General features: G+C 61.9%; 23 protein-coding genes, 1 tRNA gene and 1 riboswitch. Of the genes, 15 read left to right on the forward strand and 9 right to left on the reverse strand.

The window, feature by feature from the left end:
* The first annotated feature begins 66 nt into the window (after positions 1-66).
* The 8 genes from IGS75_RS09700 to IGS75_RS15710 all read left to right on the forward strand — a co-directional run bounded on the left by IGS75_RS09700 (position 67) and on the right by IGS75_RS15710 (position 10,372).
* A complete protein-coding gene (locus IGS75_RS09700) occupies positions 67-444 on the forward strand; it encodes a hypothetical protein (protein WP_141349629.1) in 378 nt (125 codons plus the stop codon).
* 63 nt (positions 445-507) lie between these two features.
* A complete protein-coding gene (gene bcp / locus IGS75_RS09705) occupies positions 508-1,014 on the forward strand; it encodes a thioredoxin-dependent thiol peroxidase (RefSeq protein ID WP_141349632.1) in 507 nt (168 codons plus the stop codon).
* Between the two features lie 61 nt (positions 1,015-1,075).
* Positions 1,076-4,342: a YhdP family protein gene (locus IGS75_RS09710; RefSeq protein ID WP_202256716.1), complete on the forward strand. Its 3,267-nt coding sequence runs from the start codon at positions 1,076-1,078 to the stop codon at positions 4,340-4,342.
* Between the two features lie 213 nt (positions 4,343-4,555).
* A complete protein-coding gene (locus IGS75_RS09715) occupies positions 4,556-5,878 on the forward strand; it encodes a replication-associated recombination protein A (protein ID WP_237469078.1) in 1,323 nt (440 codons plus the stop codon).
* A complete protein-coding gene (locus IGS75_RS09720) occupies positions 5,875-6,879 on the forward strand; it encodes an RluA family pseudouridine synthase (protein ID WP_202256718.1) in 1,005 nt (334 codons plus the stop codon). Before IGS75_RS09715 ends, IGS75_RS09720 begins: the two co-directional genes overlap by 4 nt.
* A complete protein-coding gene (locus IGS75_RS09725; RefSeq protein WP_202256719.1) occupies positions 6,876-9,395 on the forward strand; it encodes an AsmA family protein in 2,520 nt (839 codons plus the stop codon). Before IGS75_RS09720 ends, IGS75_RS09725 begins: the two co-directional genes overlap by 4 nt.
* Positions 9,392-10,087, forward strand: coding sequence for an ATP12 family protein (locus IGS75_RS09730; RefSeq protein WP_202256720.1), 696 nt, complete (start codon positions 9,392-9,394; stop codon positions 10,085-10,087). Before IGS75_RS09725 ends, IGS75_RS09730 begins: the two co-directional genes overlap by 4 nt.
* A gap of 153 nt (positions 10,088-10,240) precedes the next feature.
* Positions 10,241-10,372 (forward strand): hypothetical protein, encoded by a 132-nt coding sequence (locus tag IGS75_RS15710; RefSeq protein WP_255320838.1) that lies wholly within the window; start codon positions 10,241-10,243, stop codon positions 10,370-10,372.
* Between the two features lie 75 nt (positions 10,373-10,447).
* Here IGS75_RS15710 and IGS75_RS09735 read toward each other — a convergent pair whose 3' ends face one another.
* The 4 genes from IGS75_RS09735 to metZ form a co-directional block, all read right to left on the reverse strand.
* A complete protein-coding gene (locus tag IGS75_RS09735) occupies positions 10,448-10,882 on the reverse strand; it encodes a lysozyme inhibitor LprI family protein (protein WP_202256721.1) in 435 nt (144 codons plus the stop codon).
* Between the two features lie 35 nt (positions 10,883-10,917).
* Entirely contained in the window at positions 10,918-12,084 is a 1,167-nt protein-coding gene (locus tag IGS75_RS09740) for a bifunctional 2-C-methyl-D-erythritol 4-phosphate cytidylyltransferase/2-C-methyl-D-erythritol 2,4-cyclodiphosphate synthase (RefSeq protein ID WP_202258427.1), read from the reverse strand.
* Between the two features lie 84 nt (positions 12,085-12,168).
* A complete protein-coding gene (gene apaG, locus IGS75_RS09745; protein ID WP_202256722.1) occupies positions 12,169-12,642 on the reverse strand; it encodes a Co2+/Mg2+ efflux protein ApaG in 474 nt (157 codons plus the stop codon).
* A 41-nt stretch (positions 12,643-12,683) separates the two neighbouring features.
* Entirely contained in the window at positions 12,684-13,877 is a 1,194-nt protein-coding gene (gene metZ, locus IGS75_RS09750) for an O-succinylhomoserine sulfhydrylase (protein ID WP_202256723.1), read from the reverse strand.
* 71 nt (positions 13,878-13,948) lie between these two features.
* Positions 13,949-14,028: riboswitch (SAM riboswitch) on the reverse strand.
* 109 nt (positions 14,029-14,137) lie between these two features.
* Between metZ and IGS75_RS09755 the strand changes: the two genes are divergently transcribed.
* Positions 14,138-14,211, forward strand: a tRNA-Gly gene (locus tag IGS75_RS09755).
* Between the two features lie 20 nt (positions 14,212-14,231).
* Here the strand turns inward: IGS75_RS09755 and IGS75_RS09760 are convergent.
* The 5 genes from IGS75_RS09760 to IGS75_RS09780 form a co-directional block, all read right to left on the reverse strand.
* On the reverse strand, positions 14,232-14,771 hold the full coding sequence (locus IGS75_RS09760) for a hypothetical protein (protein WP_202256724.1): 540 nt from the start codon (positions 14,769-14,771) through the stop codon (positions 14,232-14,234).
* Between the two features lie 52 nt (positions 14,772-14,823).
* Positions 14,824-15,573 (reverse strand): 2OG-Fe dioxygenase family protein, encoded by a 750-nt coding sequence (locus IGS75_RS09765; RefSeq protein WP_202256725.1) that lies wholly within the window; start codon positions 15,571-15,573, stop codon positions 14,824-14,826.
* Between the two features lie 80 nt (positions 15,574-15,653).
* Complete coding sequence (locus tag IGS75_RS09770) at positions 15,654-16,883, reverse strand: NAD(P)/FAD-dependent oxidoreductase (protein WP_202256726.1); 1,230 nt, start codon at positions 16,881-16,883, stop codon at positions 15,654-15,656.
* Between the two features lie 98 nt (positions 16,884-16,981).
* Positions 16,982-18,217, reverse strand: a complete 1,236-nt coding sequence (gene argJ / locus IGS75_RS09775) for a bifunctional glutamate N-acetyltransferase/amino-acid acetyltransferase ArgJ (protein WP_202256727.1) — start codon at positions 18,215-18,217, stop codon at positions 16,982-16,984.
* A gap of 4 nt (positions 18,218-18,221) precedes the next feature.
* Positions 18,222-19,148, reverse strand: coding sequence for a peptidylprolyl isomerase (locus IGS75_RS09780; protein WP_174787501.1), 927 nt, complete (start codon positions 19,146-19,148; stop codon positions 18,222-18,224).
* A gap of 324 nt (positions 19,149-19,472) precedes the next feature.
* Between IGS75_RS09780 and secA the strand changes: the two genes are divergently transcribed.
* From secA to ybgC, 6 genes are read left to right on the forward strand one after another with little or no spacing between them, the layout of a single operon-like run.
* A complete protein-coding gene (gene secA, locus IGS75_RS09785; protein WP_202256728.1) occupies positions 19,473-22,238 on the forward strand; it encodes a preprotein translocase subunit SecA in 2,766 nt (921 codons plus the stop codon).
* Between the two features lie 34 nt (positions 22,239-22,272).
* On the forward strand, positions 22,273-23,022 hold the full coding sequence (locus tag IGS75_RS09790) for a YebC/PmpR family DNA-binding transcriptional regulator (protein WP_202256729.1): 750 nt from the start codon (positions 22,273-22,275) through the stop codon (positions 23,020-23,022).
* The gene (ruvC, locus tag IGS75_RS09795) at positions 23,019-23,525 is read left to right on the forward strand and encodes a crossover junction endodeoxyribonuclease RuvC (protein WP_041111979.1); all 507 of its coding nucleotides are present in this window, start codon (positions 23,019-23,021) and stop codon (positions 23,523-23,525) included. Before IGS75_RS09790 ends, ruvC begins: the two co-directional genes overlap by 4 nt.
* On the forward strand, positions 23,522-24,124 hold the full coding sequence (ruvA, locus tag IGS75_RS09800; protein WP_141349661.1) for a Holliday junction branch migration protein RuvA: 603 nt from the start codon (positions 23,522-23,524) through the stop codon (positions 24,122-24,124). Before ruvC ends, ruvA begins: the two co-directional genes overlap by 4 nt.
* Positions 24,121-25,170 (forward strand): Holliday junction branch migration DNA helicase RuvB, encoded by a 1,050-nt coding sequence (ruvB, locus tag IGS75_RS09805; protein WP_141349663.1) that lies wholly within the window; start codon positions 24,121-24,123, stop codon positions 25,168-25,170. Before ruvA ends, ruvB begins: the two co-directional genes overlap by 4 nt.
* 51 nt (positions 25,171-25,221) lie before the next feature.
* A complete protein-coding gene (gene ybgC / locus IGS75_RS09810) occupies positions 25,222-25,647 on the forward strand; it encodes a tol-pal system-associated acyl-CoA thioesterase (RefSeq protein ID WP_141349665.1) in 426 nt (141 codons plus the stop codon).
* The last annotated feature ends 13 nt before the right edge of the window (positions 25,648-25,660 follow it).

Below are 25,660 nucleotides of genomic sequence, written 5' to 3' on the forward strand. Positions count from 1 at the left end.
ATGGACGGAAAAAGACCCCCTTCATCCGGGGATTTCCGGTCCACGTGTTTCGAGGAGAAAGATGCCATGCGTCGCATCACACGTGCAGTTCTTATGGCCGCTCCCCTGCTGATCGGCTCTGCCATTGTCCCGAATGTTCTGGTGCCGCAGGCTCAGGCTCACTGGCATGGTGGCGGCCCTGGCCCGGGCTATGGATATGGTGGCCCGCGCGGTGGCTGGCATGGTGGCTATCACGATCATTCTGGCGCTATCGTAGGCGGGATTCTGGGTGGTCTGGCGCTGGGTGCCGTGGGTGGTGCGCTTCTGGCGCAGCCTTATGCGCCTCCGCCGCCCCCGCCTCAGGTGGTCTATGCCCCGCCACCGGTCGTTTATGCACCGCCGCCGCAGGTCGTTTACGGACCGCCGCCGGCAGTGGTCTATCCAGGGATGTATCGGGGTTACTGATCTCGGCAAACTGAACGCTCTGTGTCCACTTTGCCTTGATCGGAGCGGAAGGGTGAGGCAATCATGCCTGTCATGACAGCTTCTCTCTCCATAACGGACCTTCAGCCGGGTGACCGTGCGCCGGATTTCACGCTTTCCGCCTCGGGTGGACGCACGGTTGGCAGTGCAGAGCTGAAAGGGAAGCCCTATCTGCTCTATTTCTATCCGAAGGCCGATACACCGGGCTGCACGACGCAGGCCTGTGGGCTTCAGGAAGTTCTGCCGAAGTTTGAGGCTGATGGCCTGACCATCATTGGCGTCAGCCCCGATCCGGTGGCGAAAATTGAAAAATTCGCCACCAAATACGGGCTTCAGTTTCCCTTGGCTTCGGATGAGGATCATGCCGTCGCCGAGGCTTATGGAACATGGGTTGAGAAATCCATGTATGGCCGGACCTATATGGGAATGGAGCGCAGCTCCTTCCTGGTGGACGGGCAGGGCATCATCCGGAATGTGTGGCGCAAGGTGAAGCCTGCGACCCACGCAGCTCTGGTGTCTGAAGCATTCCGGAATCTCTCTTTGGGAGCCTGAGGGCTTCCCGCACGAACTTTTTTACGAGGGAGACAGGCCGGAAACGCGCCGATGACCGTCTATGGCCGTCCCCGACTTCCCGCGCTCTCCCCGCAGGCGTTTCCATCCTTTCTGTCCAGGGCCACATTTCCCCCGGCATCTGCATATTGCGCGCTGGGCAGCGCTGGTCTGTATCACGCCCATCGCGCTCGTCGCTGCCGCGGGAAGTGTCTTCCTGTGGGAGCTGGCGCATGGTCCGGTGGACATCACGCGCATCTCGCATCTTGTGGAGCCAGTTTCCATCGCGGCAGGCAAGCGCCCGGGACATCCGGCCGGCCGTCTGAGCTGGGATACGCTGCACATCCAGTGGCAGCCTGCGGCGGGTGGCGTTCCCGCCGGACTGGTGCTGATGGCGCGCGGACTGAAAGTCACCCGCTTCGATGATCTGATCGCCGAACGTGCCGAAGAGGCTGATGCCGTTCTGTCGCTGAGCGCGCTGTTTGAGGGCGTGATCGCGCCCAGAACCTTGCGGCTTGAGAACGCCACGCTGGCCCTTCGCCGTCTGCCCGGTGGCGACGTGGACATGGATCTGCCTAACCAGAAACGGGGTGGCCGGGGCGTGCCGACGCGGCTGGACAGGTTGCGGGCAATTGATGTCCACAATGTTTCCGTCACTCTCGCCGGATTGCCGCAGGGCCGGACCGCCGTGATCGGACCGGTCGAGATGCAGGGGCGCCGCATCCGGGTGGCGCACCATTCGCCGAATTTCGTCTGGACGGGAACTGCCCGGACGATGGTCATGCTCGACGGGTTCCGCACGACCCTGACGGCGCAGGCCAGGCAGGTTGGGAATACGGGCAGCCTCCATTTGGGCAGCACGCCGTTTGAACCTGCGAAGCTTGGTATTTTCAGCCCGCTGGTGGCGGACTGGCATGTTCCGGTATCGGTCGGCGCGGATGCAGTTTTTGTGCCGCATGGCATGGACGAGCAGCCTTCGGAACTGACGCTGAACCTGTCGCTGGGCGAGGGACAGGTGTTCCAGAAAACGGCTGATCCGATTCATCTCCATGCCGGACAGGCGAGTGTGCATCTGCGGATGGATCGCCTGGGCCTGAATGGGGGTGCTACGGTTTCGGTGCCGTCTGTCGGGCTGGATGTGGCGGATAATACGGGTACGCTGACACATGTGCATGCCTCGGCCAGTTTGAGGCTGGACAGTCTGCGTCAGCCACGGGTGATGGACGGGGACGTCGAGGCCGGGCTGGACGGGGTGCGCTTTGCGACGCTGGGCTCCATCTGGCCGGCCAGCATCATCAAGGGCGGCCGGCGCTGGATTTCCAGAAACATCACCGACGGCACGGGGCGGGACCTTGAGGTTAAAGCCCATCTGCACGGCGATCATGGGCCGGCCAGCATTCTGCCAGTCTCGGTTCAGGGGCAGTTGACGGGGCGCGGTCTGACGGTGAACTGGCTGCGGCCGGTTCCGCCCGCGACGGGCCTGGATGCGTCCCTGCATTTCGACGGGCCGGAGACGCTCGTGATTGATCTGAGCCGAGGTGTCCAGCCCACAGGCGTGAAGGAGAATGTGCTGCTTCCGGACGGGGAGATCCGGATTGGCGATCTGTATGCAAAGGATCAGACCGGGGATATTTCCACGCATCTGACGGGGTCTCTGGCAGGCTTCATGTCCGCGCTGGCGCATCCGCGGCTGCATCTTCTGGCGCGGCATCCGCTGCCGTTCACGAATCCGGATGGAATGGTGGATGCGCATGTGCGGATGACGCTGCCGCTTGTCGCGCATATTCCGGACGGGGCGCTGCATGTCTGGACGCAGGCCACGTTCTCCGGCGTGCATCTGGGCAATGTCCTGATGGGGCAGCCGGTGGACGGGGCGTCTGGAAAGATGTCTGCGACCGAGGCTGCGCTGGACCTGACGGGAGACGGACGGCTTGCGGGGATTCCCACGCATGTCGTGCTGCATGAGAATTTTCAGGGCGGGGCGCCGTCTCGGGTGTTGCAGACGATCGATGCACGTTCGGTTCTGGACCCGCAGTCCGCCGCGAAGGCCCGGATCGCGCCGGGAGGGCTGTTTGATGGGCATGCGGTTCTGAATGCGCATTTCGTGCAGCAGGCCAATGAGATGTCCGATCTGAAGCTGTCGCTGGACATGGCACAGGCGGCGCTGACAGTGCCGATCTGGGCCAAGCCGATGGGTGAGCCTGCGACGGCCATGGTGCATATCGGGTTCCAGAACGGACGCATGTCGGTTCTGGACGGATTGCAGGCGCATGGGACCGGGCTTTCCGTGGCGGGGCGCGGTGTGACCCGTGCAGGCAAGCTGACGGAGATCGTGCTTGAGGGCTTCCGGATCGGCCGGACGGAGGGTGATGCGCGTATCGCCCTGCCGCAGGCCGTGAGTCAGCCCATTGGCGTGACGGTCGATGCGGATCCGCTGGATCTGGCGCCGATGTTCGCGCCCCATCTGCCGACGGCGCCTGTTGCTGCGCCGCGGAGTGGGGCAGGCGAAAAGAACGTGTCCATGGGGGACAGCTGGTCCATCAGCCTGAATGCGCCGCATGTCTATTATGGGCCCAGAGCGCAGGTCGGCGGTGTTGTCTCGCAAATTGAGCTGCGGAACGGGCATTTGGTCTCGGGGCGATTTGCGCTCGATGCGCCGACGCGGGTGCGGGCGGTGCTGGGCGATACGGGGCGTGAGCATCCGTTTGTGCTGGATATTGATAATCTGGGAACGCTGCTTGAAGGTCTGGGCCTGTATGACCGTATCCGGGGCGGTCAGACGCATCTGGACGGGGTATTCACGCCGGACGAGACGACAGTGCGGAAGGTGCCGGAAGGTCAGAATACGAAATCGGCCGGACTGTGGGGAGGTCTGCCTCCTTTCCGGGGGCATGTGGAAATGGGACCGTCACAGTTCCTGCGGCCGCCTTTGACGCTGACTGCGGTATCGGACCTGTCTCCGCTGCATTGGCTGACCAATCATCTGGACCGGTTCGAGATCAGCCATCTGGCGACGCGTCTGAGCCTGGCGGGGAACCTGCTGGTGCTGCATGATGGCGTGATCGGCAATCAGGCGCTTGGGGCTACGATGGAAGGGCCGATCGACCTGACGACGGCTAAACTGAGCCTGAACGGGACGATCGTCCCGCTGTTCGGGCTTAATGCGCTGCCCGGGCGGCTGCCGGTTTTGGGGCATCTGCTGTCTCCAGAGAAGGGCGGCGGGCTGCTCGCGGCGACGTTCGATCTGCATGGAACGGTCGAGAAGCCGGATCTGTCAGTTAATCCGTTGTCGATGCTGCTGCCAGGCGCGATGCGGCGCATTCTTCATTAAGTCGGCGACCGGGGTTATGCTTCGGTAATGTGAGGCCGGGGATTTTCCTGACCGGCCGGGCTCCCCATATCCGGGGAGCAGACCTTCTGATGGGGTTTCGGGGAGCGGGAGACGCCAGTGACCGACATGACAGATCTTTTCGGCGGCGCTCCGGACGCGAACCGTGCTCCGGGACATCCTTTGGGCCGTATGCCCTCCCGCGTGCCGGAGAACATGCGGCAGCAGCGCCCTATCGAAGCGCCTCAGGTGCAGCGTCGTCCGCCGTCCCGGACGCAGCCTCTGGCAGACCGGCTGCGGCCGAAGAGGCTGGAAGATGTGCGGGGGCAGGATCATCTGCTCGGGCCTGAGGGGACACTCACGCGGATGTTGGCGCGCGGGACGCTGTCCAGCCTGATCCTGTGGGGCGGTCCGGGATGTGGCAAGACGACGATTGCGCGCCTGCTCGCAGGACGTGCCGGGCTGTTTTATTCCCAGATTTCTGCCGTATTTTCCGGCGTGGCGGATCTGCGTCGGGCGTTTGAGGAGGCGGATCAGAAACAGGCGGCGACGGGTAAGGGCACGCTGCTGTTCGTGGATGAAATTCATCGTTTCAATCGCGCGCAGCAGGACGGGTTTCTGCCGTATGTCGAGCGCGGGACAGTGGTTCTGGTGGGAGCGACCACCGAAAATCCGTCCTTTGCGCTGAATGCGGCGCTGCTCTCGCGGTGTCAGGTTCTGGTGCTGAACCGGCTGGATGATGCGAGCCTTGAGAACCTGCTGGAACATGCGGAAGAGGAAGTCGGTCGTCCTCTCCCGCTTGATCCGGAAGCGCGGGCCAGTCTGCGCGCCATGGCGGATGGGGACGGGCGGTATCTGCTGAATATGGTCGAGCAGCTTGTGGCGCTTGATCCGTCGCAGGTGCTGACGCCGCGCGATCTGGCGGCGATCCTGTCCCGCCGGGCCATCCTGTATGACCGGGACCGGGAAGAGCATTACAATCTCATTTCCGCCCTGCACAAATCGCTGCGGGGCAGCGATCCGGATGCGGCTTTGTACTGGTTCGCGCGCATGCTGGAGGGCGGGGAGGATCCGCGTTACATCGCCCGGCGTCTGACGCGGTTCGCGGCCGAGGATGTGGGGCAGGCCGATCCCTCCGCGCTGCCGATGGCCGTGGCGGGATGGCAGACCTATGAGCGGCTGGGCTCTCCGGAAGGGGAGCTGGCGCTGGCGCAGGTTGTGGTGCATCTGGCGACTGCACCGAAATCCAATGCGGTTTACACGGCGTACAAAGCGGCCCGTGCTTTGGCACGCGATACCGGCAGTCTGATGCCGCCGTCCCATATCCTGAACGCGCCGACGTCCCTGATGAAGGATATCGGGTACGGCAAGGGCTACGAATACGACCACGACAGCGAGGACGCGTTTTCGGGTCAGAACTACTTTCCGGACGGGATGCCCAGAGCGTCCCTTTATCATCCCACGGACCGCGGACATGAGGGGCGTATCAGAAAACTTCTGGACATGCGGGCCGCCAAGAGGGCATCCCGCGAACCATGACAGTTACCAACCGCATTGTGACCGAGGATGAGGCCGATATTCGCCTCGACCGCTGGTTCAGACGTCACTACCCCAATCTGACGCAGGGCGCGCTTCAGAAACTGTGCCGCAAGGGACAGATCCGCGTGGAGGGAGGCCGTGTTCAGACCAATACGCGCCTGATCCCCGGACAGACCGTCCGCATCCCGCCGCTGCCGGATGTGGACAAGCCCGCGCCGCCACCGCCACCGGACCCGATGCTGGAGCGCGAGATTCGCAAGATGGTGATTTACGAGGACGAGCATCTGCTGGTTCTCGACAAGCCGTCCGGTCTTGCGACGCAGGGCGGGCCTGGCATTACGAAGCATGTGGACATGATGCTTGACGGCCTGCGGTCCGAGGGCGGAGACCGGCCGCGTCTGGTGCACCGCATCGACCGTGATACGTCCGGCATCCTGCTGATTGCCCGTACGCCGGGTGTGGCGGCGAAGCTTGCGGCGGCGTTCCGCGGCCGCGATGTGGAAAAGACGTACTGGGCCGTGGTGGTTGGGCGCCCTTCGCCGGAATCCGGCATCATCGACCAGCCTCTGGCCAAGATTGGCGCGGGTGGTGCGGCGCTGGTGATTGCGGCGTCACGCGATGAGGAAGACGCAGCGTCGGCCAAGACGGATTATGCGACGCTCGATGCGGCCGGAAAGAAGCTGAGCTGGCTGAAGCTGTCTCCGCTGACCGGGCGGACGCATCAGCTTCGCGTGCATACCGAATCCATCGGTACGCCGATCCTTGGTGATCCGCGCTATGGCGGAAAGGCTGCGCATCCGGAAGGGTTCATCGACCGGCTGCATCTGCATGCGCGCCAGCTCGATATTCCCCATCCCGCCGGTGGACGCCTGATCGTGACGGCCCCTCTGCCGCCGCATATGCGTGAGACTTTCCGCACGCTGGGCTTCGTGCCGGGTGAGACGCCTGCGCCCAAACGCGTTCGTGGAGGCAGCAGCAAGGGCCGGGGGCCTGCGAAATGAAGAAGCTTACCGGCGGTCTGATTGCTGTCATCGTTGCTTTTGTTGGTGTAAGCGTGGCCACGCATGTCCTGATCGATCAGGACGCGCTGCGCGAGCGCGTGGCCGTGGCGCTTCGGCACCAGACCGGGCTTACGATGCAGGTCCGTCATTCGTCGGTGCAGTTTCTGCCCTGGCCGGCCTTTGAGGCGTCTGATGTTGTGCTTACGCGCGATGGACAGGTGCCGCTTCTCAAGGCCCATACGGTTCATGCCGGGATCGCCGTTTTTGCCCTGCTGCATCGGGAAGTACGCTTTCAGGATTTCGTGCTCGAAGGCGCGACGGTCAATCTGGTGCGGGGACTGGACGGGCAGGCGAACTGGTCCTTGACGCCGGATCGTGAGAACGAGGATGCGTCTCTGCCGGTGCATGGCCAGAGCGGGCAGCGGATTCAGGCGCACTGGGATCTGTCTCTGGATGGGTTGCATGTCGCGCAGGCTGCGGTGATTTGGAACGATCGTCTGACACACACAAGCGGTTCGTTCGGTCTGGATAAGCTGGATCTGGCAGGGCTGCGCAGTTCCAGCCCATGGATCAGCCTGCAGGGACATCATGCGGGTATGCCGTTCGCGCTCAAGGGACATGTCGGCAATTTGTCGCAGATCCGGGGTACGCAACCTTGGGCGTTCAGCATCGGGACGACGCTGGGTGAGGGGGATAAGCGCGACTGGCTGAATCTGGACGGTCGGATCGGTAATCCGTCGCGGATGGAAAACGTAGTTCTGACGGCGCAGGGCGAATGGCTCAATCTTCAGGATGCGCATCGTCTGTTCCCGCATGCCAATCTTCCGAATGTGCCGGCCCTTGGCGGAGATGTTGCGGTTCAGGGCAGTCCCGGTCCGCTGACGGATCTGGATGGGGATGCGCTGTTGCATCAGGTTCTTGGCGGGATGACGCCGACGCGCGTGCATTTGCATGCTGGTTATGTCGCACTGCGGCAGGGCGTGCTGCGGAACCTGCATGTCGACTCCGCAGGGCCGGATGCGGCGTTGACTGTCGCAGCAGATACGCAGTGGCGGGATACGGCCTGGCATGTCGAAGGTGGGGCGGGGACGATGCAGCAGGCGCTTGCGGCCTGGCGCGACGGGTTAAAGACCGCTGTGCCGCTGACGGTGCAGCTGCGGAGCCAGGCGACGCTTCCGTCTGGTGCGCCTTCGCTCAATGCGCAGGATAGTGCCCGTTTTGCCCTTTCGGGCACGATCGGTGTGGAAAATGGGCATCTTGTGGCAGAAGGAAGCAGCAAGATGCTCCATCTGCCAGGTGCAGTTCTGCATGATGTCAGTCTGCATGGCACGCTGGACGGGCTAGACCGTGAGAACCTGTCGTTCGATGGGCTGGCCTTTGGCAGTCAGGAACTGTCTGTGGACGGGGCGCTCACGCTGGTTCTGGGGCATGACGTTCCGCCGGTCGTGAGCGGAAACCTGCATGCCACGAAAATGGATCTGGATGTGCTCAAGAGGCTGTGGCTCCAGCCTGCGCAACCGGCTGCACCGGCTGTTACGCCCGCTGTTCCGGCTGTGCCCGCACCGAAGCCTGTGGCACCGCTGAATGATGGCCCGGCTCCGGCTGTGAGCGATCAGCCTTCGGTTGAGACGGCCGCTATGGACCAGACACCGTCCTGGGTGAAGCGGTTGCGGGCGCAGGATGTGAACCTGCATCTGACGGCGGATCATGTCGTATTTGCGGGGCGTGACTATACCGATTTGGCGACGCGCCTGACGCTGTCGGGCGGCCATCTGCGTCTGGATCCGATTTCTGGTCAGGCGCAGGGACTGCCGCTGTCCGGAATGGCGGAACTGGATGCCGGTGCGCTTCCGGTGACGGCTAGCGTGACGTTCCAGCCGCTGATGCTTCCGGCTGGTCTGCTGGAGACGCAGCTTGGGATACCGCTTCTGCTTCAGGGACCGGTGCAAGTCGTGGGGCAGCTTTCGGCGAAGGGCAACAATGCGCAGGAACTGCGGCAGTCGCTGGACGGGCATCTGGGCATTTCCATGGTGGATGGCCAGGTGCAGAGCGAGCTTCTGGGGCAGATGGCAGGGTCTGCGGCCAGTTTGGTGCTCGGGAAAGGGGGGCGTTCGCTCCGCTGCCTGGGGGTGCATATGAGCATTGCGAACGACGTTGCCCATATCGACACACTGGGGCTTCAGTCCGGGCGGTTCTCGACGTCGGGCAGCGGGACTGTTGGGCTTGGGACGCAGGCGCTGGATCTGCGCCTTCTGCCGGTTGTGGATTTTGAAGGCGCAGGTGCGTCCACACCGGTTGTGCTGACCGGAACGTTAGCGGCCCCACATGTCGCGCAGGATCGGGATGCGGGTGGTAATTTCCATGTGACGATCGGCGGGGACAGCAATACAGCTGATCCCTGCACGGCACCGCTGGCGGCAGCGCGGGAGGGGCAGGCTGGTCCGGCTCCTTCGGCGGTTAAGGCGCATCATTCAAAGGCCGGGGACATCCTGCGGGCTCTGGGAGTTCTGCATTGAGCGGGCACAAGCGTTTCTGGAAAGATGTTACGGTTGTATCGGATGACGGGCTGTTTCAGCCGCGTCTGGATGGCCGGCCGATCCGTCTGCCGCAGGGTCATGTTCTGGCTGTTCGTTCGTCCGCGCTTGCCGAAGCCATTGCCGGGGAGTGGGGCCAGATTGCAGAAGGCACAGCTTTCACGCCGGATTTCCTGCCTCTGACGCGGATGGCCGGGACGATGATCGAGCGGATTGCGCCCGCTCCGCAGGCTGCGCGGGACATGTTGCTCGGACTCGGGGTGGATGACGGACTTTGCTATTGTGCAGACGGGATCGGGCCTGTTGCGGTGCAGGTTTTCGCCTGGCTTTCGGGTTACGGGGTCCATCCGAGTGTAACCGATGGTCTCATGCCGGTTGTGCAGCCCGAAGGGTACCAGGAGGCCCTGGCGGGGCTTCTGGCGGCACGGGATGATTTGGAACTTGCGGTTCTGGGTGTTCTGGCGCAGGCGACGGGCAGTCTACTTCTGTCGCTTGCGGTCGTGGGTGGTGCTGTCAGCCTCGTAGATGCGGTGCTGTGGGCCAATAATGATGAAAAATCCCAGCTTGCGACCTGGGGGCAGGATGATGAACTCGTCCGCACGATGGAAAACCGCGAGAAGGATATTCTTGACGCAGGCATGTTTCTAACGCTCGGACGGCAGGTTTCGATCTGAGAGAAAAATGCCCTGAATGGGGCACGATCTTGCCATATTCGGGGATCATTGAAGCTCCAGCCATGAGACAGAACGAGATGATTGGTGACTCGCCCCGCCGGGGATCGGGCGCTATCTCCGGATCTGTCGAACACTGTGAGATTCGAGGAAGATATGTCCGTATCCGTTCGTAGGCCCCTGTTGCGCCACATGGGTACCCATGTCGTGAAAACCTGCTCCATCGGAGCATGGGTCTTTCTGGCCGCGACACCACTGATCGTGGTGGTCTGTGCCATTCACGGCTGAGCCGCTGCATAATCAGGCATGAAAAAAGCCCGGCCTCTTTTTGGGAGTGCCGGGCTTTTTGTACGGGATGTCTGTCTACCGCCCGCGTTTGAGCGGTGGCTCAGGAAGAAGTGGTGGCGTGCTGTCCGGAAATGTCAGCCAGTTATACCAGATTTCGCAGGTTCTGTCTTCAGTCAGTCGCGTCGCGCAGATCAGTTCCATGGTGTCTCTGATCGTTCCATCGGACCATGCACTATAGACGGCGTTGCATTCCTCTTTGCGGAACTGCTTCCAAGCGACTTGCGCCTCGTGGAAATGGGCCAGTGTCTGGGCCGGTGCAGTGCTCGTCTGCATTTTGTGGATGGCAGCCTCAGTATATCGATCGAGTTCTGCCTCAGCCTGTGACAGGTGCAGGCGCTCGCAGGCTTCGCCATCGGGCGTACTGGTTCCATCGCAGGGGGAGGCCGCCAGAGCTGGATGAAGCAGCAATGCCGCTGTGATGCAGCAGGCGGAAAAATAGCAAAACTTCATCGACGGTCTCCGGCGTGTGCGGGCATGAGGAAGGGTCAGGCTTCCCCGTTATCCGGGACCATGATGCTGACGGTAGCGGTAGCGGCAATCCCTTCTTCGCGGCCTGTGAAGCCCAGACGCTCGGAGGTCGTGGCTTTGACCGAGATACGGCTGACACTGACCTTCAGGAGATCGGCGAGGCGGTTGCGCATGGCTTCGGCGTGCGGGCCGATCTTGGGGCGTTCGCAGATCAGCGTGACGTCGGCGTTCACGAGGAAGCCGCCGCGCTCACGGATGCGCTCGCCGGCATGGATCAGGAAGCGGGCCGAGTCCATGTCCTTCCATTCGTTGTCGGATGGCGGGAAATGGCGGCCGATATCACCTTCGGCCAGTGCGCCGTAGATGGCGTCGCACAGTGTATGGATGCCGACATCGGCGTCGGAATGTCCGGCGAGGCCCTTTGTATGGGGCACCTCAATGCCGCACAGGATCAGCTTGCGGCCTTCCTCGAAGGCATGGACGTCATAGCCCAGTCCGACGCGGGGCAGCAGGTTTCGGTCAATCACACCTTCAAGACGCATCAGGTCCTCCGCAACAGTCAGTTTGATATTGTCTTCCGACCCTTGAACGATCGCCACCGGATGGCCGGCCTGTTCGAGCAGGGCGGCATCATCGGTACGGGCATCGCGCAGGGTACGGTGAAGTTCGAGCAGGGTGCCGAAGCGGAAACCCTGTGGGGTCTGGGCGCGCCACAGCCCGTCTCGCGGGACGGTATCGATGATGATGCCGTCGGCGGCTTTCTTGATCGTGTCGATGACGGCGACGGCCGGGATCACGCCCTCATGAGTTTTCAGTGCCTCGATCACGTTCTGCACGACTTCCGCCGGGACGCAGGGACGGGCCCCGTCATGAACCAGCACTAAATCGGGCGGCTCGGGGAGGGCAGCAAGGGCTTCGAGACCGTTGCGCACGCTGTCATGACGTTCCGCACCGCCGCTGACGGGGGGCAGGATATCCAGTCCCCTGAGGCTGCCGGCCAGCAGGGGATCGTCGCCCACGGGCAGGAGCACGTCCACATGCGGTAGGAGGGCTTCGGCGGCTCTGCGGATGACGGGTTTTCCCCGCAACATCCGGAACTGCTTGGAAGAATTTTCCCCGCTCTGCGAGGAGGCGTCAAAGCGCCGGCCACGACCGGCGGCGAGAAGGAGGGCAGCGATACGCATGGGGGAGGAATGGGCCGGGACGGCGGGAACGTCAAGCTTGTGTGACTGTTCCTCTGCCTGTCTGTGTGGCCCACTCACGGCCGGTCAGTGCACCAGTGTGCTGTCGTGAGGGCTGTCGAGGCTGAAAACGGGAATACTGACGTCAAAGCGATGGCCCGAGCGGGGCTCCACCATGTGATAGGTGCCGCGCATGAAGCCGGTCGGTGTCGTGAGCATGGCGCCGGACGTATAGTCGAACTGTTCCTGCGGCGCGATTACGGGCTGTTCGCCAACGACGCCATCGCCGTGAACATGCTCTTTCCGTCCAAGTCCGTCCACGATTTCCCAGCTGCGGGAGAGGAGCTGGAACGTGTCCTTGCGCTCGTTCTCGATGCTGATGTGATAGGCCCAGGCGTATTGATGGTCTTCGGGATGGGACTGGTCGTCCAGCCAGAAGGTCCGGACCGTGACCGTCACGTCGTCCGTTGTTTCGCTGAAGCGGGGGGCGCTTTCCATGGCCTCGGCGAGTGCCGTCTCGGGATCGGCGTGCAGATGGGGGTGGGATGACTTGTCAGGCATGACGCCATTGTAAAGCCATCCCGGGGATTTGTCAGGAAAACTTATGCGAGGGCCGCGACAGCCGCAGCACCGCGCTTGAGATCGTCGATCAGGTCTGCCGGATCTTCCAGACCGACGGAGAGGCGGATGGCGCCATCGGTGATGCCGAGACGGGCACGCTCCTCTTCGCTGACGCGCATATGGGTCGTCGTGGCGGGGTGGGTCGCGAGACTCCGGGCATCGCCGAGATTGTTTGAAATCGCGATGATCTTGAAGGCGTTCATGAAGGCGAATGCGCCCTCACGGCCCTTGTCCACCACGAATGCCACCATGGAGCCGCCATTGCTCATCTGGGCTTTTGCGAGTTCATGCTGCGGGTGGTCGGCGCGACCTGGATAGCGGACCTGAACGACACCCGGCAGTTCGGTCAGTGCATCGGCGACGGCGGCGGCATTGCGCGCCATGGCGTGCGTGCGGAGCTGAAGCGTTTCCAGACCCTTGAGGAGAACCCAGGCGTTGAATGGTGAGAGCGCATTGCCCGTATTGCGGGTGTAGGGCTGAAGCGTCTCGTTGATCCATGCGCTGGAACCGAGCACTGCGCCGCCAAGGACGCGGCCCTGTCCGTCGATATGTTTCGTACAGGAATAGACGATCACGTCTGCGCCGAGCTTGAGCGGGGACTGGCCGAGAGGTGTGGCGAATACGTTGTCCACGATCAGCAGACCGCCTGCTTTGTGCGTCAGCTTGGCAACGCGGGCGATGTCGAGGACATCGAGCATCGGGTTGGACGGGCTTTCGATCAGCACGGCGGCTGTCGGCTTCGAGAGTGCGCGCTCCCAGGCGTCGTAATCTGTGCCGTCCACCAGTTCGGTCTCGATGCCATATCGGGGGAGGAGGTTGGTCACGATCCAGTAGCAGGAGCCGAAAATGGCACGGGAAGCCACGACGCGGTCTCCGGCCTTCACATGCGACAGGATGGCCGAGGAGACGGCGCCCATGCCGGTGGATGTGGCGACACAGGCTTCTGCACCCTCGAGGAGGGCCAGACGCTCCTGAAGCGTATCCACGGTTGGGTTGCCGAAGCGGGAATACTGGAAGTGCTGGACGTCGCCTGTGAAGGTTGCAGCGGCCTGTTCGGCGCTGTCATAGACGAAGCCGGAAGTCAGGAAGAGCGCCTCGGACGTTTCGCCGAACTCGGTGCGGTTCGGAGCTTCGTGTAGGAGACGGGTGGCTGTGCGCCAGTTTTCTGAAGACATGATGTCCCTCCATAAGACGCCCTGTCGGTGTAGGGCGCATGTGGTGGGCCGTGGAAGTCCTGGAAATCGTTCGATAACGACGCAGGGCCTCTTTAGCGCAATTCTTTAACCTCGCCGCAAGCCGGCCGCTCAAATCACGAGGGTCAGGCACGCCATGACGTTTCTGACAGGCAGGACTATGAGCCGTATTTCGGTTTTGCGTCAACACCTTGAAGGCGGATTGCGGAGGGCGCACAGAGCGGTTATGATCGGAACCGCAAGCGGGCGTAGTTCAATGGTAGAACGGCAGCTTCCCAAGCTGCATACGGGGGTTCGATTCCCCTCGCCCGCTCCAGATTTCCTGAAAAACAGTGGTTATTTAGGTACAGGCGATGCGCTGAGCGTGTCCTGATATTCCTTGCCGTTCCAGACCCAGCGGTCATTTGGGCTGACCAGCAGGTCATGCATGCCCTTGTGGCGCGTGGGCAGGACGGAAATATCGCCGTTCACGGAGTCCAGAACCGTGTTCCACGTGTCGTCGTGCTTTAGATAGACGGACGTTGTGCAGCCTGCGGAACCGCAGAGGCGCGCGGACTGGAGCTGTACGAACAGGGCTTCGTCATTTTTGCCTGAAGAGAGCGGGGCGGAGCCGACGAGCACGACCGGCTGGTCATGGTGCTTGGCCGCGTCCTGAAGATCGTCCTCGTTCAGTTTGCGGGCATCTTCATCCAGCTTCGTGCCCGGATGGGCCGTTAGGATGACTGGGGCGGCACCGGCAATGGCCGACTGCGCTGCATGCCGTGTGTGATGGCGGGTCTTGCCTGTCGCGGCATCCGCACAGGACAGGGATCCGGAGAGCATGAAGGACAGGGCCAGAACCGCCGCAGGGCGGGAAAGAATCTGCTGGATCGACATGAGACCTGTCATAACACGAAATTGAAGAAGAACATTGGTGAAGCTTCGGGTGTCATTCGTGACGCAACGTCACCACCAGCACGTCCCGGTAAGCCGGTTGTGACGGATCAACGGGCTGGACAGCCGTGACACCGTGATAGACGCGGTGATCGTCCACGATGGCAGCGTCCAGCGGGTTGGTCAGGGTAAAGGAGCCAAGTGGCTCTTTGCGCATATCATGGATCGTGGTGACGCCCTGTTCCACGTTGTGACGGGCAACCATCAGCACCAGAACCCAGTCCACGCCATCGCGGTGCAGGCCTTCGGGCGTGGGGTGGCCTTCATTGCCTGGACGGGCCTCGATGCGGAACTGATGGACTTCGACATGCCAGACCGGCGGCTTTTCCGTCGGCGGTGTCAGGGAATCCGCGATACGGCTGATTGTGTGGATTGCGGCTGTCATGGCGGGATGGGTGGCAATGGTGTCCGCTACGGCGGGAAACCAGCGTTCGACCCCGCCATTGAGCAGGTTGTAGTCCCGGCTCTGATAATGGGGCTGGTGTTTTTTCCGGGTGATGGTGTCGCGCGAGACGGAGAAGGTCGCATAACGGCGTCGGCGGTAACGGCCACCATCCGCCATGTAGCGGTCAAGACCCAGATGATTCCAGCTCTCGGTAAATCCCTGCCAGTCCGTTAGGCCTTCATGCTCAAACAGAGGGCGTGTGACGTCGGCCTGCAGGAAGGAAAAGCCTTTTTCCAGCAGTGTATCTTCGATGCCGGTCAGAACCCTGTCAAAGGGCGGAGAGAGATCGGTAGGGTTCATGAGTTCTCGGACCAAGGGACGCAGGGTTAGGTGAGGCTGCGTCCCACATTCCCTCTTTGACAGGCTTCTGAAAAGGGATTTCAGGCGCCCAGATCAGGTTTGACCGGCGAAAGATGTTCGCGGACCGTGCTGCAGGCTGTGGGGGCCAAACCGAGGATGCCTGCGAGGTGTTGGCGGTACAGTCCCTCATGGATCAGACGCGCAGCCAGACCTGACAGCAGGCCGCCGCCGAAGCTGCGTTTGGTGTCCAGCATTCCCCAGCCGTTGTAGTCTCCCAGGGCCACGACGGCACCGCGGTTATTATAGGCAAAGGGGGCAGGGGTCCTGCCGGCGATGATTTCCGGTAGGGCACGGCTAAGATACTGGCCTTCCTGGCGGGCGGCCTGAGCCGTCGGCGCGATCGGGGCTGAATCGATGCGGGAGCAGTCGCCGATGGCGAAAACGGCCGGGTCCTGCGTGGTCTGAAGCGTGGTGGTCACGCCGAGCTGGCCCGAGCGTCCGCGTTCCAGACCTTCGAGAAGGTTCGTGGCATCCGAGGCGCGTACGCCGGCGGCCCAGATGCGGAGGCTTGCGGGGATGTGCTCGCCGGATTTGAGGCTGAAACCGGTCTCGTCCGCGCCGACCACCATGGCTTCAGTCCGCACCGATATCCCGAGCTTTTCAAGCTGCTGCGTGGCGGCGGTGGAGACGGCCTCGGGGAAGGCCGGCAGGATGCGGGGGCCAGTCTCGATCAGGACGGCGTTCAGCAGGGATTTGCGAACGGCTGCTCCCAAACCGCGGGCGTCATCGATGGATTTGCATAGTTCAGCAATCAGCTGGACGCCGGTTGCGCCACCGCCGACGATGCCGATAGAGAGCTTCTCGCCAGCGGCACGGGCTTTCTGTACGGCTTCGCGGAAGGTGGCGAAGAGTGCGTCAGCGTCGTTCAGGCTGTCTATGAACATGCAGTGATCGACAATGCCGGGAATGCCGAAGTCATTTGCGCGCGAGCCGAGAGCGACCACAAGATAATCGTATGGCAGTGTTGCACCGGTATCAAGCGAGACGGTCTTGTTTTCGCGGTTGACGGCGACGGGGCTGCCCTGGACGAAGGTGAAGCCGAACTTTGTGGCCGTTTCCTTGAAGGGGATGCAGTTTCCCTGATGCTGCATGGTGCCCGCAGCGAATTCGTGCAGAGCCGGCTTCCAGTAATGGACGGGGCTGCGGTCAATGAGTGTCAGGGAGATGTTCTGGCGACGGCCCAGCGCTGCAGCGGCTTCAAGCCCCCCAACGCCACCGCCAAGAACAAGCACGCGAGCTCCAGCAGACATGGATTTTTCCTCATATCAAGTACGAAACGGCACCCGGATTTTGCTAATGGCCGAGGCGGGGCTGCACAAGCCCCGCTCTCGCTGACGTGTTGGGGTGGTCAGCTGCGGTAGGAGCCGTTGATGTCGATGTAGCCATGCGTCAGATCGCAGGTCCAGACGCGGGCTTCTCCGTCGCCCAGGCCGAGATCGACGGCAATTTCGATCTCCTGACCCTTCATGTGGGCAACGACCGGGGCTTCATCGTAATTCTCTACGACGCCGCCATCTTTTGCGATCCACGTGCCGCCGATGGCGACGGAGAGACGGTCGCGGTCTGCGGGTTCTCCGCTTTTTCCCACTGCCATGACCACGCGGCCCCAGTTGGCGTCTTCGCCCGCAATGGCGGTTTTAACGAGGGGGGAATTGGCGATGCACAGTGCGATGCGGTGGGCGGAGAGATTGGAATCCGCTCCGGTGACGGCGATACGGACAAGCTTTGTTGCGCCTTCGCCATCGCGGACCACCATCAGCGCGAGCTCTAGCAGGAGATCGTTCAGCGCAAGGGTAAACTCGGCGAGAGCAGGGTCATTAACGTCGTCGACTTCGGGATTGTCGGCCAGTCCGGTCGCGAAAATCATCAGCATGTCCGAAGTGGACGTGTCCGAATCGACGGTAATCGAATTGAAGCTCTGGGCGCAGCCGGAGGCCAGCAGGGATTGCAGCACGTTCTGCGGCAGTTTGGCGTCGGTTGCGACATAGGCCAGCATCGTGGCCATGTCGGGGGCAACCATGCCCGATCCCTTGGCAATGCCCTGGATGCGGACGGGGGTGCCGTTGATTTTCACATCGCGACGTGCGGCCTTGGGGAAGGTGTCCGTCGTCATGATGGCGCGGGCGGCATCGGCCCAGCCATTATCTTCCAGCTCGGCCTTGGCGGCGGGAAGGGCGGCGATGATGCGGTCCTGCGGCAGTTTTTCGCCGATTACGCCTGTAGAGGCGAGAAAAACGTCCTGCGGGGGGCAGTCGAGAAGTTGTGCGGTGGCGTCCGCGCAGTCTTCGCAGGCCTGGATTCCGGCGCGGCCGGTAAAGACGTTCGCATTGCCTGCATTGACGAGCAGGGCCCGGGCATAAGGGGTCGTCAGAGCCTCACGGCACCACAGGACAGGGGCGCCGGGGCAGGCGTTCTTTGTATAGACGCCTGCCGCCACCGTGCCGGGGACGAATTCCGCGAGCATCAGGTCCGTACGGCCCTGATAGCGTATGCCCGCGGCGACGGCGGAAAGCCGCACACCCGCAATCGTTGCAAGGTCCGGCAGCGGACGAGCGAGCGGAGAGACGGGGAGCGGCTTTGCCATGGTCTTACTTCTTTGCAGGTGCGGCAGCCGGGGCTGCATTCGGGATCACCTTGCCCTGTGCGTCGTAGTGAACGACCTTCACCTGGGATTCAGCGGCCTGAACGATGTCACGCACCTTGTCGCGGATCAGCTCCTGACGGACCTGGTCGTGGACCTGGTCGAAGGTCGGGATCGGGGCCGTGCGGGTCGCGAGAACCTGGATCACGTGCCAGCCGTACTGGGTGTGAACAGGTGTCTGGGTGATCGTGTTCGGCTTCATGGCGAAGGCGGCGGCAGAGAAGGCAGGCAACATGTCAGCCTTCTTGAACCAGCCGAGATCGCCGCCATTTGCGCCAGCCGACCCTTTGTCCTTGGAGAGCTGCGCGGCGAGCTTACCGAAGTCAGCCCCCTTGTCGAGCTGGGCGATGATGTCCTTGGCCTGCGCCTCGCTGTCCACGAGGATGTGGCGGGCGTGGATTTCTTCTTCCGGCTTCTTGTTCGCATAATGCGTCTGATAGAAGTCGTGCAGAGTGGCATCGGTGACCAGCGGGCTGACTTTTTCTTCGAGATAGGCGTTCTGGAGCGCATTCGCGGCAGCGGCATCCATGGCAGCCTTCACGTCCGGCTTGCGGGTCAGGCCTTCCTTCTCAGCGGCGAACTGCACGGCCTTCTGGTCAACGAGTTGGTTGACGATGAGCGGGACCAGAACGGACGGCTGGATCTGGCGGGCCTGCGGCGGAAGATTGCCCGCTGCCCGCTGCACGTCGCCCAGCGTGATCTTCGCACCATTGACGGTGGCGATCAGCATGTCGGGGTTGGGGGCGGCGGCCGGAGCGGCGGCTGGTGCTGCGGCAGCGGGGGCTGCTGCGGGAGCGGCGAAAACCGTCGATGCTGCGACCGACGTACCGGCCAGAAGGGCGGCGAGAGCGAAAGTGGAGCGGGAAAGCCGCATGTGGGGACTACCTCGGATGTAACCTAGAAAAGGATGGTCTGCACCATGACAAAGGCTGGTCCGCCCTGCAAGGGTGCGGTCCGTTACCATTCCTTCACGCACGATGCAGGCGGGTGTCGTGCGAGGTGCGCAGCCGGTCAGAGATGTGACACTGTGATGACAATGGGAACATTTCATCGGAGTTCTGGGCGGGCTCTCCATTGACCCTTTGCGGCCCGGGTCCTATCTCCAGCAGACGTGAAAATCCTGACGGCACGATGTGACGGCTCTTTTCGGTAGTGGAAAGAGCTGGCGCTCCGGGCCTTCGGCATCTCAAGGTTCAGCATGTTCGCACGCCTCGCCCGCGCCCTTTTCGGTTCTGCCAACGATCGCACGCTCAAGGCGTATCAGCGCCGTGTGCCCGAGATCAATGCACTGGAGCCTGCGGTTCAGGCCCTGTCTGACGAGCAGCTTCGGCACAAGACGGTAGAGTTCAAGGAGCGCCTGGAAAAGGGCGACACCCTTGATAGTCTGCTGCCTGAAGCCTTTGCGGTTTGCCGCGAGGCATCGCGCCGTGTTCTGGGGAAGCGTCACTTTGATGTGCAGATGATCGGCGGTATGGTGCTGCATGCGGGCCGCATTGCCGAAATGCGAACCGGCGAAGGCAAGACCCTTGTGGCGACTCTGGCGGTCTATCTGAACGCGCTGAGCGGCAAGGGTGTGCATGTCGTCACAGTGAACGACTATCTTGCGCGGCGTGACGCGGAAGAGATGTCTGTTCTCTATAGCTTCCTCGGGCTGACGACGGGTGTGATCGTGCCGAACCTGTCAGACGGGGAGCGTCGCGAGGCTTATGCCGCGGACATAACCTATGGCACAAATAACGAGTTCGGCTTCGACTACCTGCGCGACAACATGAAATATTCGCTCGCCGACATGGTGCAGCGTCCTTTCAACCATGCGATCGTGGATGAGGTGGACAGCATCCTGATCGACGAGGCGCGGACGCCGCTCATCATTTCCGGTCCTGCGGATGACAGCTCCGACCTCTATCGTTCTGTCGATGATGTGGTCGTGAAGCTCGTTCAGGAGCCGGATGTTTACGATAAGGATGAGAAGCTACGTTCCGTCACGCTGACCGAACATGGTTCACATCGGGTTGAAGAGCTACTTGCTGAAGCAGGCGTGCTTCAGGACGGCGGCCTATACGACATTCATAACGTCGCGGTGGTCCATCACGTCCAGCAGTCCCTGCGGGCGCATACGCTGTTTACGCGGGATGTGGATTACATCGTGCGTGACGGCAAGGTCGTTATTATCGACGAGTTCACCGGCCGTATGATGGACGGACGCCGCTATTCGGATGGTCTGCATCAGGCGCTGGAAGCCAAGGAGCATGTGGAGATCCAGCAGGAGAACCAGACGCTCGCTTCCATCACGTTCCAGAATTATTTCCGGCTCTATCCGAAGCTGTCCGGCATGACCGGTACGGCTATGACTGAGGCCGATGAGTTCGCGGAAATCTATCACCTCGACGTGGTGGAAATCCCGACGAACCTGCCGGTCCAGCGGATCGATACGGATGACGAGGTCTATCTGACGGCTGCGGAAAAGTTCAATGCCGTGGCGGACCTGATCCGCGATATCCACAAAACGGGTCAGCCCATTCTCGTGGGCACGACGTCCATTGAGAAGAGCGAATATCTCTCCCATATCCTGACACAGCGCGGTATTCCGCATAACGTGCTCAACGCCCGGCAGCATGAAAAGGAAGCCATTATCGTCGCGCAGGCGGGTGCGCCGGGTGCGATCACGATTGCGACCAATATGGCGGGCCGCGGAACCGACATCAAACTGGGTGGCAATATCGAGATGCTGGTGAAGGCCAGTATCGAGAACGTCGAAGATGAGGCGCAGCGCGAGGCCGTTGAGCAGGACATCCGGGCGAGCGTCGAGGAGCATCACGAGGAAGTTCACAAGGCTGGCGGTCTGTATGTGATTGGCACGGAACGCCATGAAAGCCGCCGCGTGGACAACCAGCTGCGCGGCCGTTCGGGTCGTCAGGGTGATCCAGGTAATTCGCGCTTCTTCCTGTCGCTTGAAGACGATCTGATCCGTATTTTCGCCAGCGACCGTATGGGCACGATGATGCAGAAGATGGGCCTCAAGGAAGGCGAGGCGATCGTGCATCCCTGGCTGAACAAGGCCTTGGAAAAGGCGCAGAAGCGGGTTGAGGCGCGCAATTTCGACATGCGCAAGAACACGCTCAAATATGACGACGTCATGAATGATCAGCGCAAGGAGGTTTATGCCCAGCGCCGCGAATACATGGCGACGGAAGACCTGTCGGGCGTGATTGCCGAGCTGCGCGAACATACGATCGAAGATCTGGTTCATGCCCATATTCCCGAAAAATCCTTCGCTGAAGCTTGGGATACGGAAGGGCTGATCCGCGAGGTTTCCCGTGTTCTGAACCTGGATCTGCCGATCGCAGACTGGGCGAAGGAAGACGGCATGGATTCCGAAGGCGTGATCGAGCGCATTCAGGCCGAAGCCGCGAAGGCGCAGGCTGCACGGACGGCCAATATGGGCCCCGAACTGATGCGTCTGATCGAAAAACAGGTCGTGCTGACGACGTTCGATGCGGTCTGGAAAGAGCATCTGCACGGGCTGGACCAGCTTCGTCAGGGGATTGGTCTGCGGGCGTATGGTCAGCGTGATCCGCTGAACGAGTACAAGCAGGAAGCCTTCCAGATGTTCACGGCGATGCTGGATGACATGCGGGTCCGCGTAACGGAGACGATGTGCCGCATTCAGGCTGTCTCCGAGCCGCCGCCGTTCCCGGTTATCAACACTGAAACGTCCGGTCCGTCTGAAGAGCCTGCAGGGCTGTTCGTGCAGGGAACGACGGGTGGTGATATTCCGGCGCCGCAGCCTGTGGTGGGTTTCCCGTCTGCGGCTCCGATGCAGCCCCGCTCGCAGCCCGTCCCAATGGGGGTGGAGCCTGATGCGGAGACGCTTCAGCGCTGGAATGCGGAAACGCCGCGTAATGCCCTTTGCCCGTGTGGATCGGGTCTGAAGTTCAAACACTGTCATGGCAGGCTCGCCTGAGCCTCTGACACGAAGATAGAAGAAGGAGCGACCGATGGCCGGTCATTCACAGTTTAAAAACATTATGCACCGCAAGGGTGCGCAGGATGCTAAGCGCGCCAAGCAGTTTGCTAAGGTTCTGCGTGAAATTACGGTTGCGGTGCGCTCGGGTCTGCCCGAAGCTGCGTCCAACCCGCGTCTGCGTGCGGCGCTGTCCATGGCGCGTGAAGTCAACATGCCCAAGGACAATGTCGAGCGCGCCATCAAGAAGGCGTCTGGCACCGCAGGTGGCGATGATTACGTTGAAGTCCGTTACGAGGGCTATGGCCCGGCTGGCGTTGCGATCATCGTGGAGGGTCTGACGGACAACCGCAACCGGACGGCCGGCGAAGTGCGTGCTGCGTTCTCCAAGCATGGCGGTTCGATGGGTGAGACGAACTCGGTTTCTTTCATGTTCCAGCGTCTGGGTGCCATTAGCTATCCGCTGGATGTCGCCTCCGAAGACGAAATGCTGGAAGCGGCGATCGAGGCAGGTGCAGATAATGCCGTGACCACCGAACGGGGTCACGAAGTGACCTGCGAGATGGAGAATTTCTTCGCCGTACGGGACGCTCTTGAAGCCCGTTTTGGTGAGCCGCAGTCGTCCAAGCTCGATTGGCGCCCGGAAAACAGCGTGACGCTGGATGAGGACAAGGCGCGGTCGGTCATGAAGCTGATCGACGTGCTTGAAGACAATGACGACGTTCAGGCCGTCTACGCTAATTTCGACATTCCTGACGACGTGGCCGAGGCGCTGGCTGCTTGATCCGTCTGATGGGCATTGACCCCGGCCTGCGTTTTATGGGCTGGGGCATCATCGACGTGGACGGCAATCACCTGAAGCATGTGGCATCCGGGGTGATCGGGACCGATGGATCCGAATCCGTGCCACTGCGCCTGTGCGAGCTGCATGGCGCACTTAAAAAGCTGATTCGCGAATATGCTCCGGCCGAGGCAGCTGTTGAGGAGACCTACGTGAACCGTAATGGCTCTTCGACTCTCAAGCTTGGCTATGCGCGTGGGGTTGCCCTGCTGACACCCGCCTATGAAGGGCTGCCGGTTGCGGAATACGGGGCGATGACAGTTAAGAAATCTGTGGTTGGGACCGGGTCTGCGACCAAGGAGCAGGTGACGATGATGGTGAAGCGGCTTTTGCCTGGGGCAGAGATCCGCAAGGCTGATGCGTCCGATGCGCTCGCGGTTGCGATCTGTCATGCGCATCACCGTGCGAGTGCGGCGCATGTCGTGGCCGGAAAGCGCATGGCATGATCGGGCAACTGACTGGACTTGTCGGGCAGATCGAGGGCGAGCGTTGCATCGTTGATGTCAATGGCGTGGGCTATGTGGTTTCGGCCTCGACCCGCACGCTGGCGACATTGCCGCAGCCGCCTTCTGTGGCGCGCGTGTTGATCGAGACGATCGTGCGCGAGGATGCGATCCAGTTGTTTGGTTTTGCGACGACGGATGAGCGGGACTGGTTCCGTCTGCTGACGACCGTACAGGGTGTGGGCGCGAAAGTGGCGCTGGCGATCCTTTCGGCGAATAGTCCGGGTGAGCTTCTGCTGGCGATCAATGCCGGGGACAAAGGTTCGCTGACGCGGGCTGCGGGCGTAGGGCCGCGTCTGGCGGATCGTATTCTGAGCGAATTGCGCAACAAGGTTGCGAAAATGCCGGGCGGTGGCGGGACCGTATCCGCGCCAGGGATCGTCTCGGGTCCGAGTGTCGAGAATGATGCGTTGCTGGCACTGGCGGGGCTTGGGTTCCGTCGGGCTGAGGCATGGCCGGTTCTGAGTAAAGTTCTGGCAGAGAACGAGAATGCGACGCTTGATCTGGCGATCCGTCTGAGCCTGAAGGATCTTGCGCGATGAGTGATACCTATCGCGAAACCGATCCGGCCCGTCAGCCAGAGGATACGGGCGAGGGCAGTCTGCGGCCTGAAACGCTTGCCGATTTTACGGGCCAGAAAGCAAGCCGCGAGAACCTGGCGATCTTCATCGAGGCCGCACGGGCGCGGGGCGAGGCACTGGATCATGTTCTGCTGCACGGGCCTCCGGGTCTGGGCAAGACGACGCTGGCGCAGATTGTGGCGCGGGAACTGGGAGTGGGGTTTCGGGCAACGTCTGGGCCGGTCATCCAGCGGGCGGGTGATCTGGCGGCGATCCTGACGAATCTCCAGCCGCGTGATGTGCTGTTTATTGACGAAATCCATCGTCTCCAGCCAGCGATCGAGGAAGTGCTCTATCCCGCGATGGAGGATTTCCAGCTCGATCTGATCATTGGCGAAGGGCCTGCGGCCCGGTCTGTGCGGATTGATCTGGCGCCGTTTACGCTTGTCGCGGCTACTACGCGGGCGGGTCTGCTGGCAACGCCTCTGCGGGACCGGTTCGGGATCCCGCTGCGACTGGTATTTTATACGCCGGAAGAACTGCGGGCGATTGTTTCGCGCGGGGCTCTGAAGCTCGGGATGCGCCTGACGGACGATGGGGCGGAAGAAATCGCCCGTCGTTCGCGCGGCACGCCCCGGATTGCCGGGCGTCTGCTGCGCCGCGTGCGGGATTTCGCGCTGGTGTCTAAGCATGCGGTCGTGGATCGGGCGCTGGCGGATGCGGCTCTGGGACGACTTGAGGTCGATAACCGCGGTTTGGATGCGATGGACAGGCGCTATCTCAAGCGGATTGCCGAGCATCACCATGGTGGTCCAGTTGGAGTGGAAACGCTGGCGGCAGGACTTGCCGAAGCGCGCGATACGCTGGAAGACGTGATCGAGCCCTACCTGATCCAGGAAGGGCTGGTTCTGAGAACGGCCCGCGGGCGGATGCTGGGTGAGGCGGGATGGCGCCATCTCGGCCTGACGCCGCCGGCGAGTCAGGTGGATCTGCTCTCCTCGCTGGAGCAGGACGACTCCGCGCCCTGAAAGATCCTGAACGCGGTTCGGGGGGTGGCGCACCATGTCTGGAGAGACAGTATGGCTACGCACAAGATCAGGTTTCGGGTTTATTACGAAGACACCGACGCCGGCGGCATCGTCTATCACGCGCGCTATCTGGGTTTTGCCGAACGTGCGCGGAGCGAGGCGATGCGGGATGCAGATGCGTCCGTAACGGAGCTTCTGAACGATTTTGGACTGGTCTTCGTCGTGCGTCAGGCGGCGATCCGGTATCGCTCGCCACTCCGACTCGATGATGAAATGGAAATTGAGACGGCGCTGGACGCCATGACTCCGACGCGACTTAAACTTTGTCAGACTGTCCGGAATTATTCCGGGGATGGCGAAATCGCTACGGTTATCGATGTGGAACTGGCCTGTCTGAGTGCAGCTGACATGAAACCTGCCAAAATTCCGCCTCGGTGGCGTGATGCAGTGAGAAAACTGGAGGCAGGAGAGGTCTGACCCACTTTCCTGT

This window comes from Gluconobacter sphaericus, from assembly GCF_016757795.1.
Taxonomy (GTDB): Bacteria; Pseudomonadota; Alphaproteobacteria; order Acetobacterales; family Acetobacteraceae; genus Gluconobacter; species Gluconobacter sphaericus.

Coding starts and splice junctions, on each gene's coding strand:
- IGS75_RS09725 (WP_202256719.1), top strand. CDS start 6,876: ATGAAGAAGCTTACCGGCGGTCTGATTGCTGTCATCGTTGCTTTTGTT.
- metZ (WP_202256723.1), bottom strand. CDS start 13,877: ATGTCTTCAGAAAACTGGCGCACAGCCACCCGTCTCCTACACGAAGCT.
- IGS75_RS09740 (WP_202258427.1), bottom strand. CDS start 12,084: ATGCGTATCGCTGCCCTCCTTCTCGCCGCCGGTCGTGGCCGGCGCTTT.
- IGS75_RS09780 (WP_174787501.1), bottom strand. CDS start 19,148: ATGCGGCTTTCCCGCTCCACTTTCGCTCTCGCCGCCCTTCTGGCCGGT.
- IGS75_RS09700 (WP_141349629.1), top strand. CDS start 67: ATGCGTCGCATCACACGTGCAGTTCTTATGGCCGCTCCCCTGCTGATC.
- IGS75_RS09765 (WP_202256725.1), bottom strand. CDS start 15,573: ATGAACCCTACCGATCTCTCTCCGCCCTTTGACAGGGTTCTGACCGGC.
- ruvB (WP_141349663.1), top strand. CDS start 24,121: ATGAGTGATACCTATCGCGAAACCGATCCGGCCCGTCAGCCAGAGGAT.
- bcp (WP_141349632.1), top strand. CDS start 508: ATGCCTGTCATGACAGCTTCTCTCTCCATAACGGACCTTCAGCCGGGT.
- ruvA (WP_141349661.1), top strand. CDS start 23,522: ATGATCGGGCAACTGACTGGACTTGTCGGGCAGATCGAGGGCGAGCGT.
- IGS75_RS09760 (WP_202256724.1), bottom strand. CDS start 14,771: ATGTCGATCCAGCAGATTCTTTCCCGCCCTGCGGCGGTTCTGGCCCTG.
- apaG (WP_202256722.1), bottom strand. CDS start 12,642: ATGCCTGACAAGTCATCCCACCCCCATCTGCACGCCGATCCCGAGACG.
- IGS75_RS15710 (WP_255320838.1), top strand. CDS start 10,241: ATGTCCGTATCCGTTCGTAGGCCCCTGTTGCGCCACATGGGTACCCAT.
- IGS75_RS09770 (WP_202256726.1), bottom strand. CDS start 16,883: ATGTCTGCTGGAGCTCGCGTGCTTGTTCTTGGCGGTGGCGTTGGGGGG.
- IGS75_RS09710 (WP_202256716.1), top strand. CDS start 1,076: ATGGCCGTCCCCGACTTCCCGCGCTCTCCCCGCAGGCGTTTCCATCCT.
- IGS75_RS09715 (WP_237469078.1), top strand. CDS start 4,556: ATGCGGCAGCAGCGCCCTATCGAAGCGCCTCAGGTGCAGCGTCGTCCG.
- IGS75_RS09720 (WP_202256718.1), top strand. CDS start 5,875: ATGACAGTTACCAACCGCATTGTGACCGAGGATGAGGCCGATATTCGC.
- IGS75_RS09790 (WP_202256729.1), top strand. CDS start 22,273: ATGGCCGGTCATTCACAGTTTAAAAACATTATGCACCGCAAGGGTGCG.
- ybgC (WP_141349665.1), top strand. CDS start 25,222: ATGGCTACGCACAAGATCAGGTTTCGGGTTTATTACGAAGACACCGAC.
- secA (WP_202256728.1), top strand. CDS start 19,473: ATGTTCGCACGCCTCGCCCGCGCCCTTTTCGGTTCTGCCAACGATCGC.
- IGS75_RS09735 (WP_202256721.1), bottom strand. CDS start 10,882: ATGAAGTTTTGCTATTTTTCCGCCTGCTGCATCACAGCGGCATTGCTG.
- argJ (WP_202256727.1), bottom strand. CDS start 18,217: ATGGCAAAGCCGCTCCCCGTCTCTCCGCTCGCTCGTCCGCTGCCGGAC.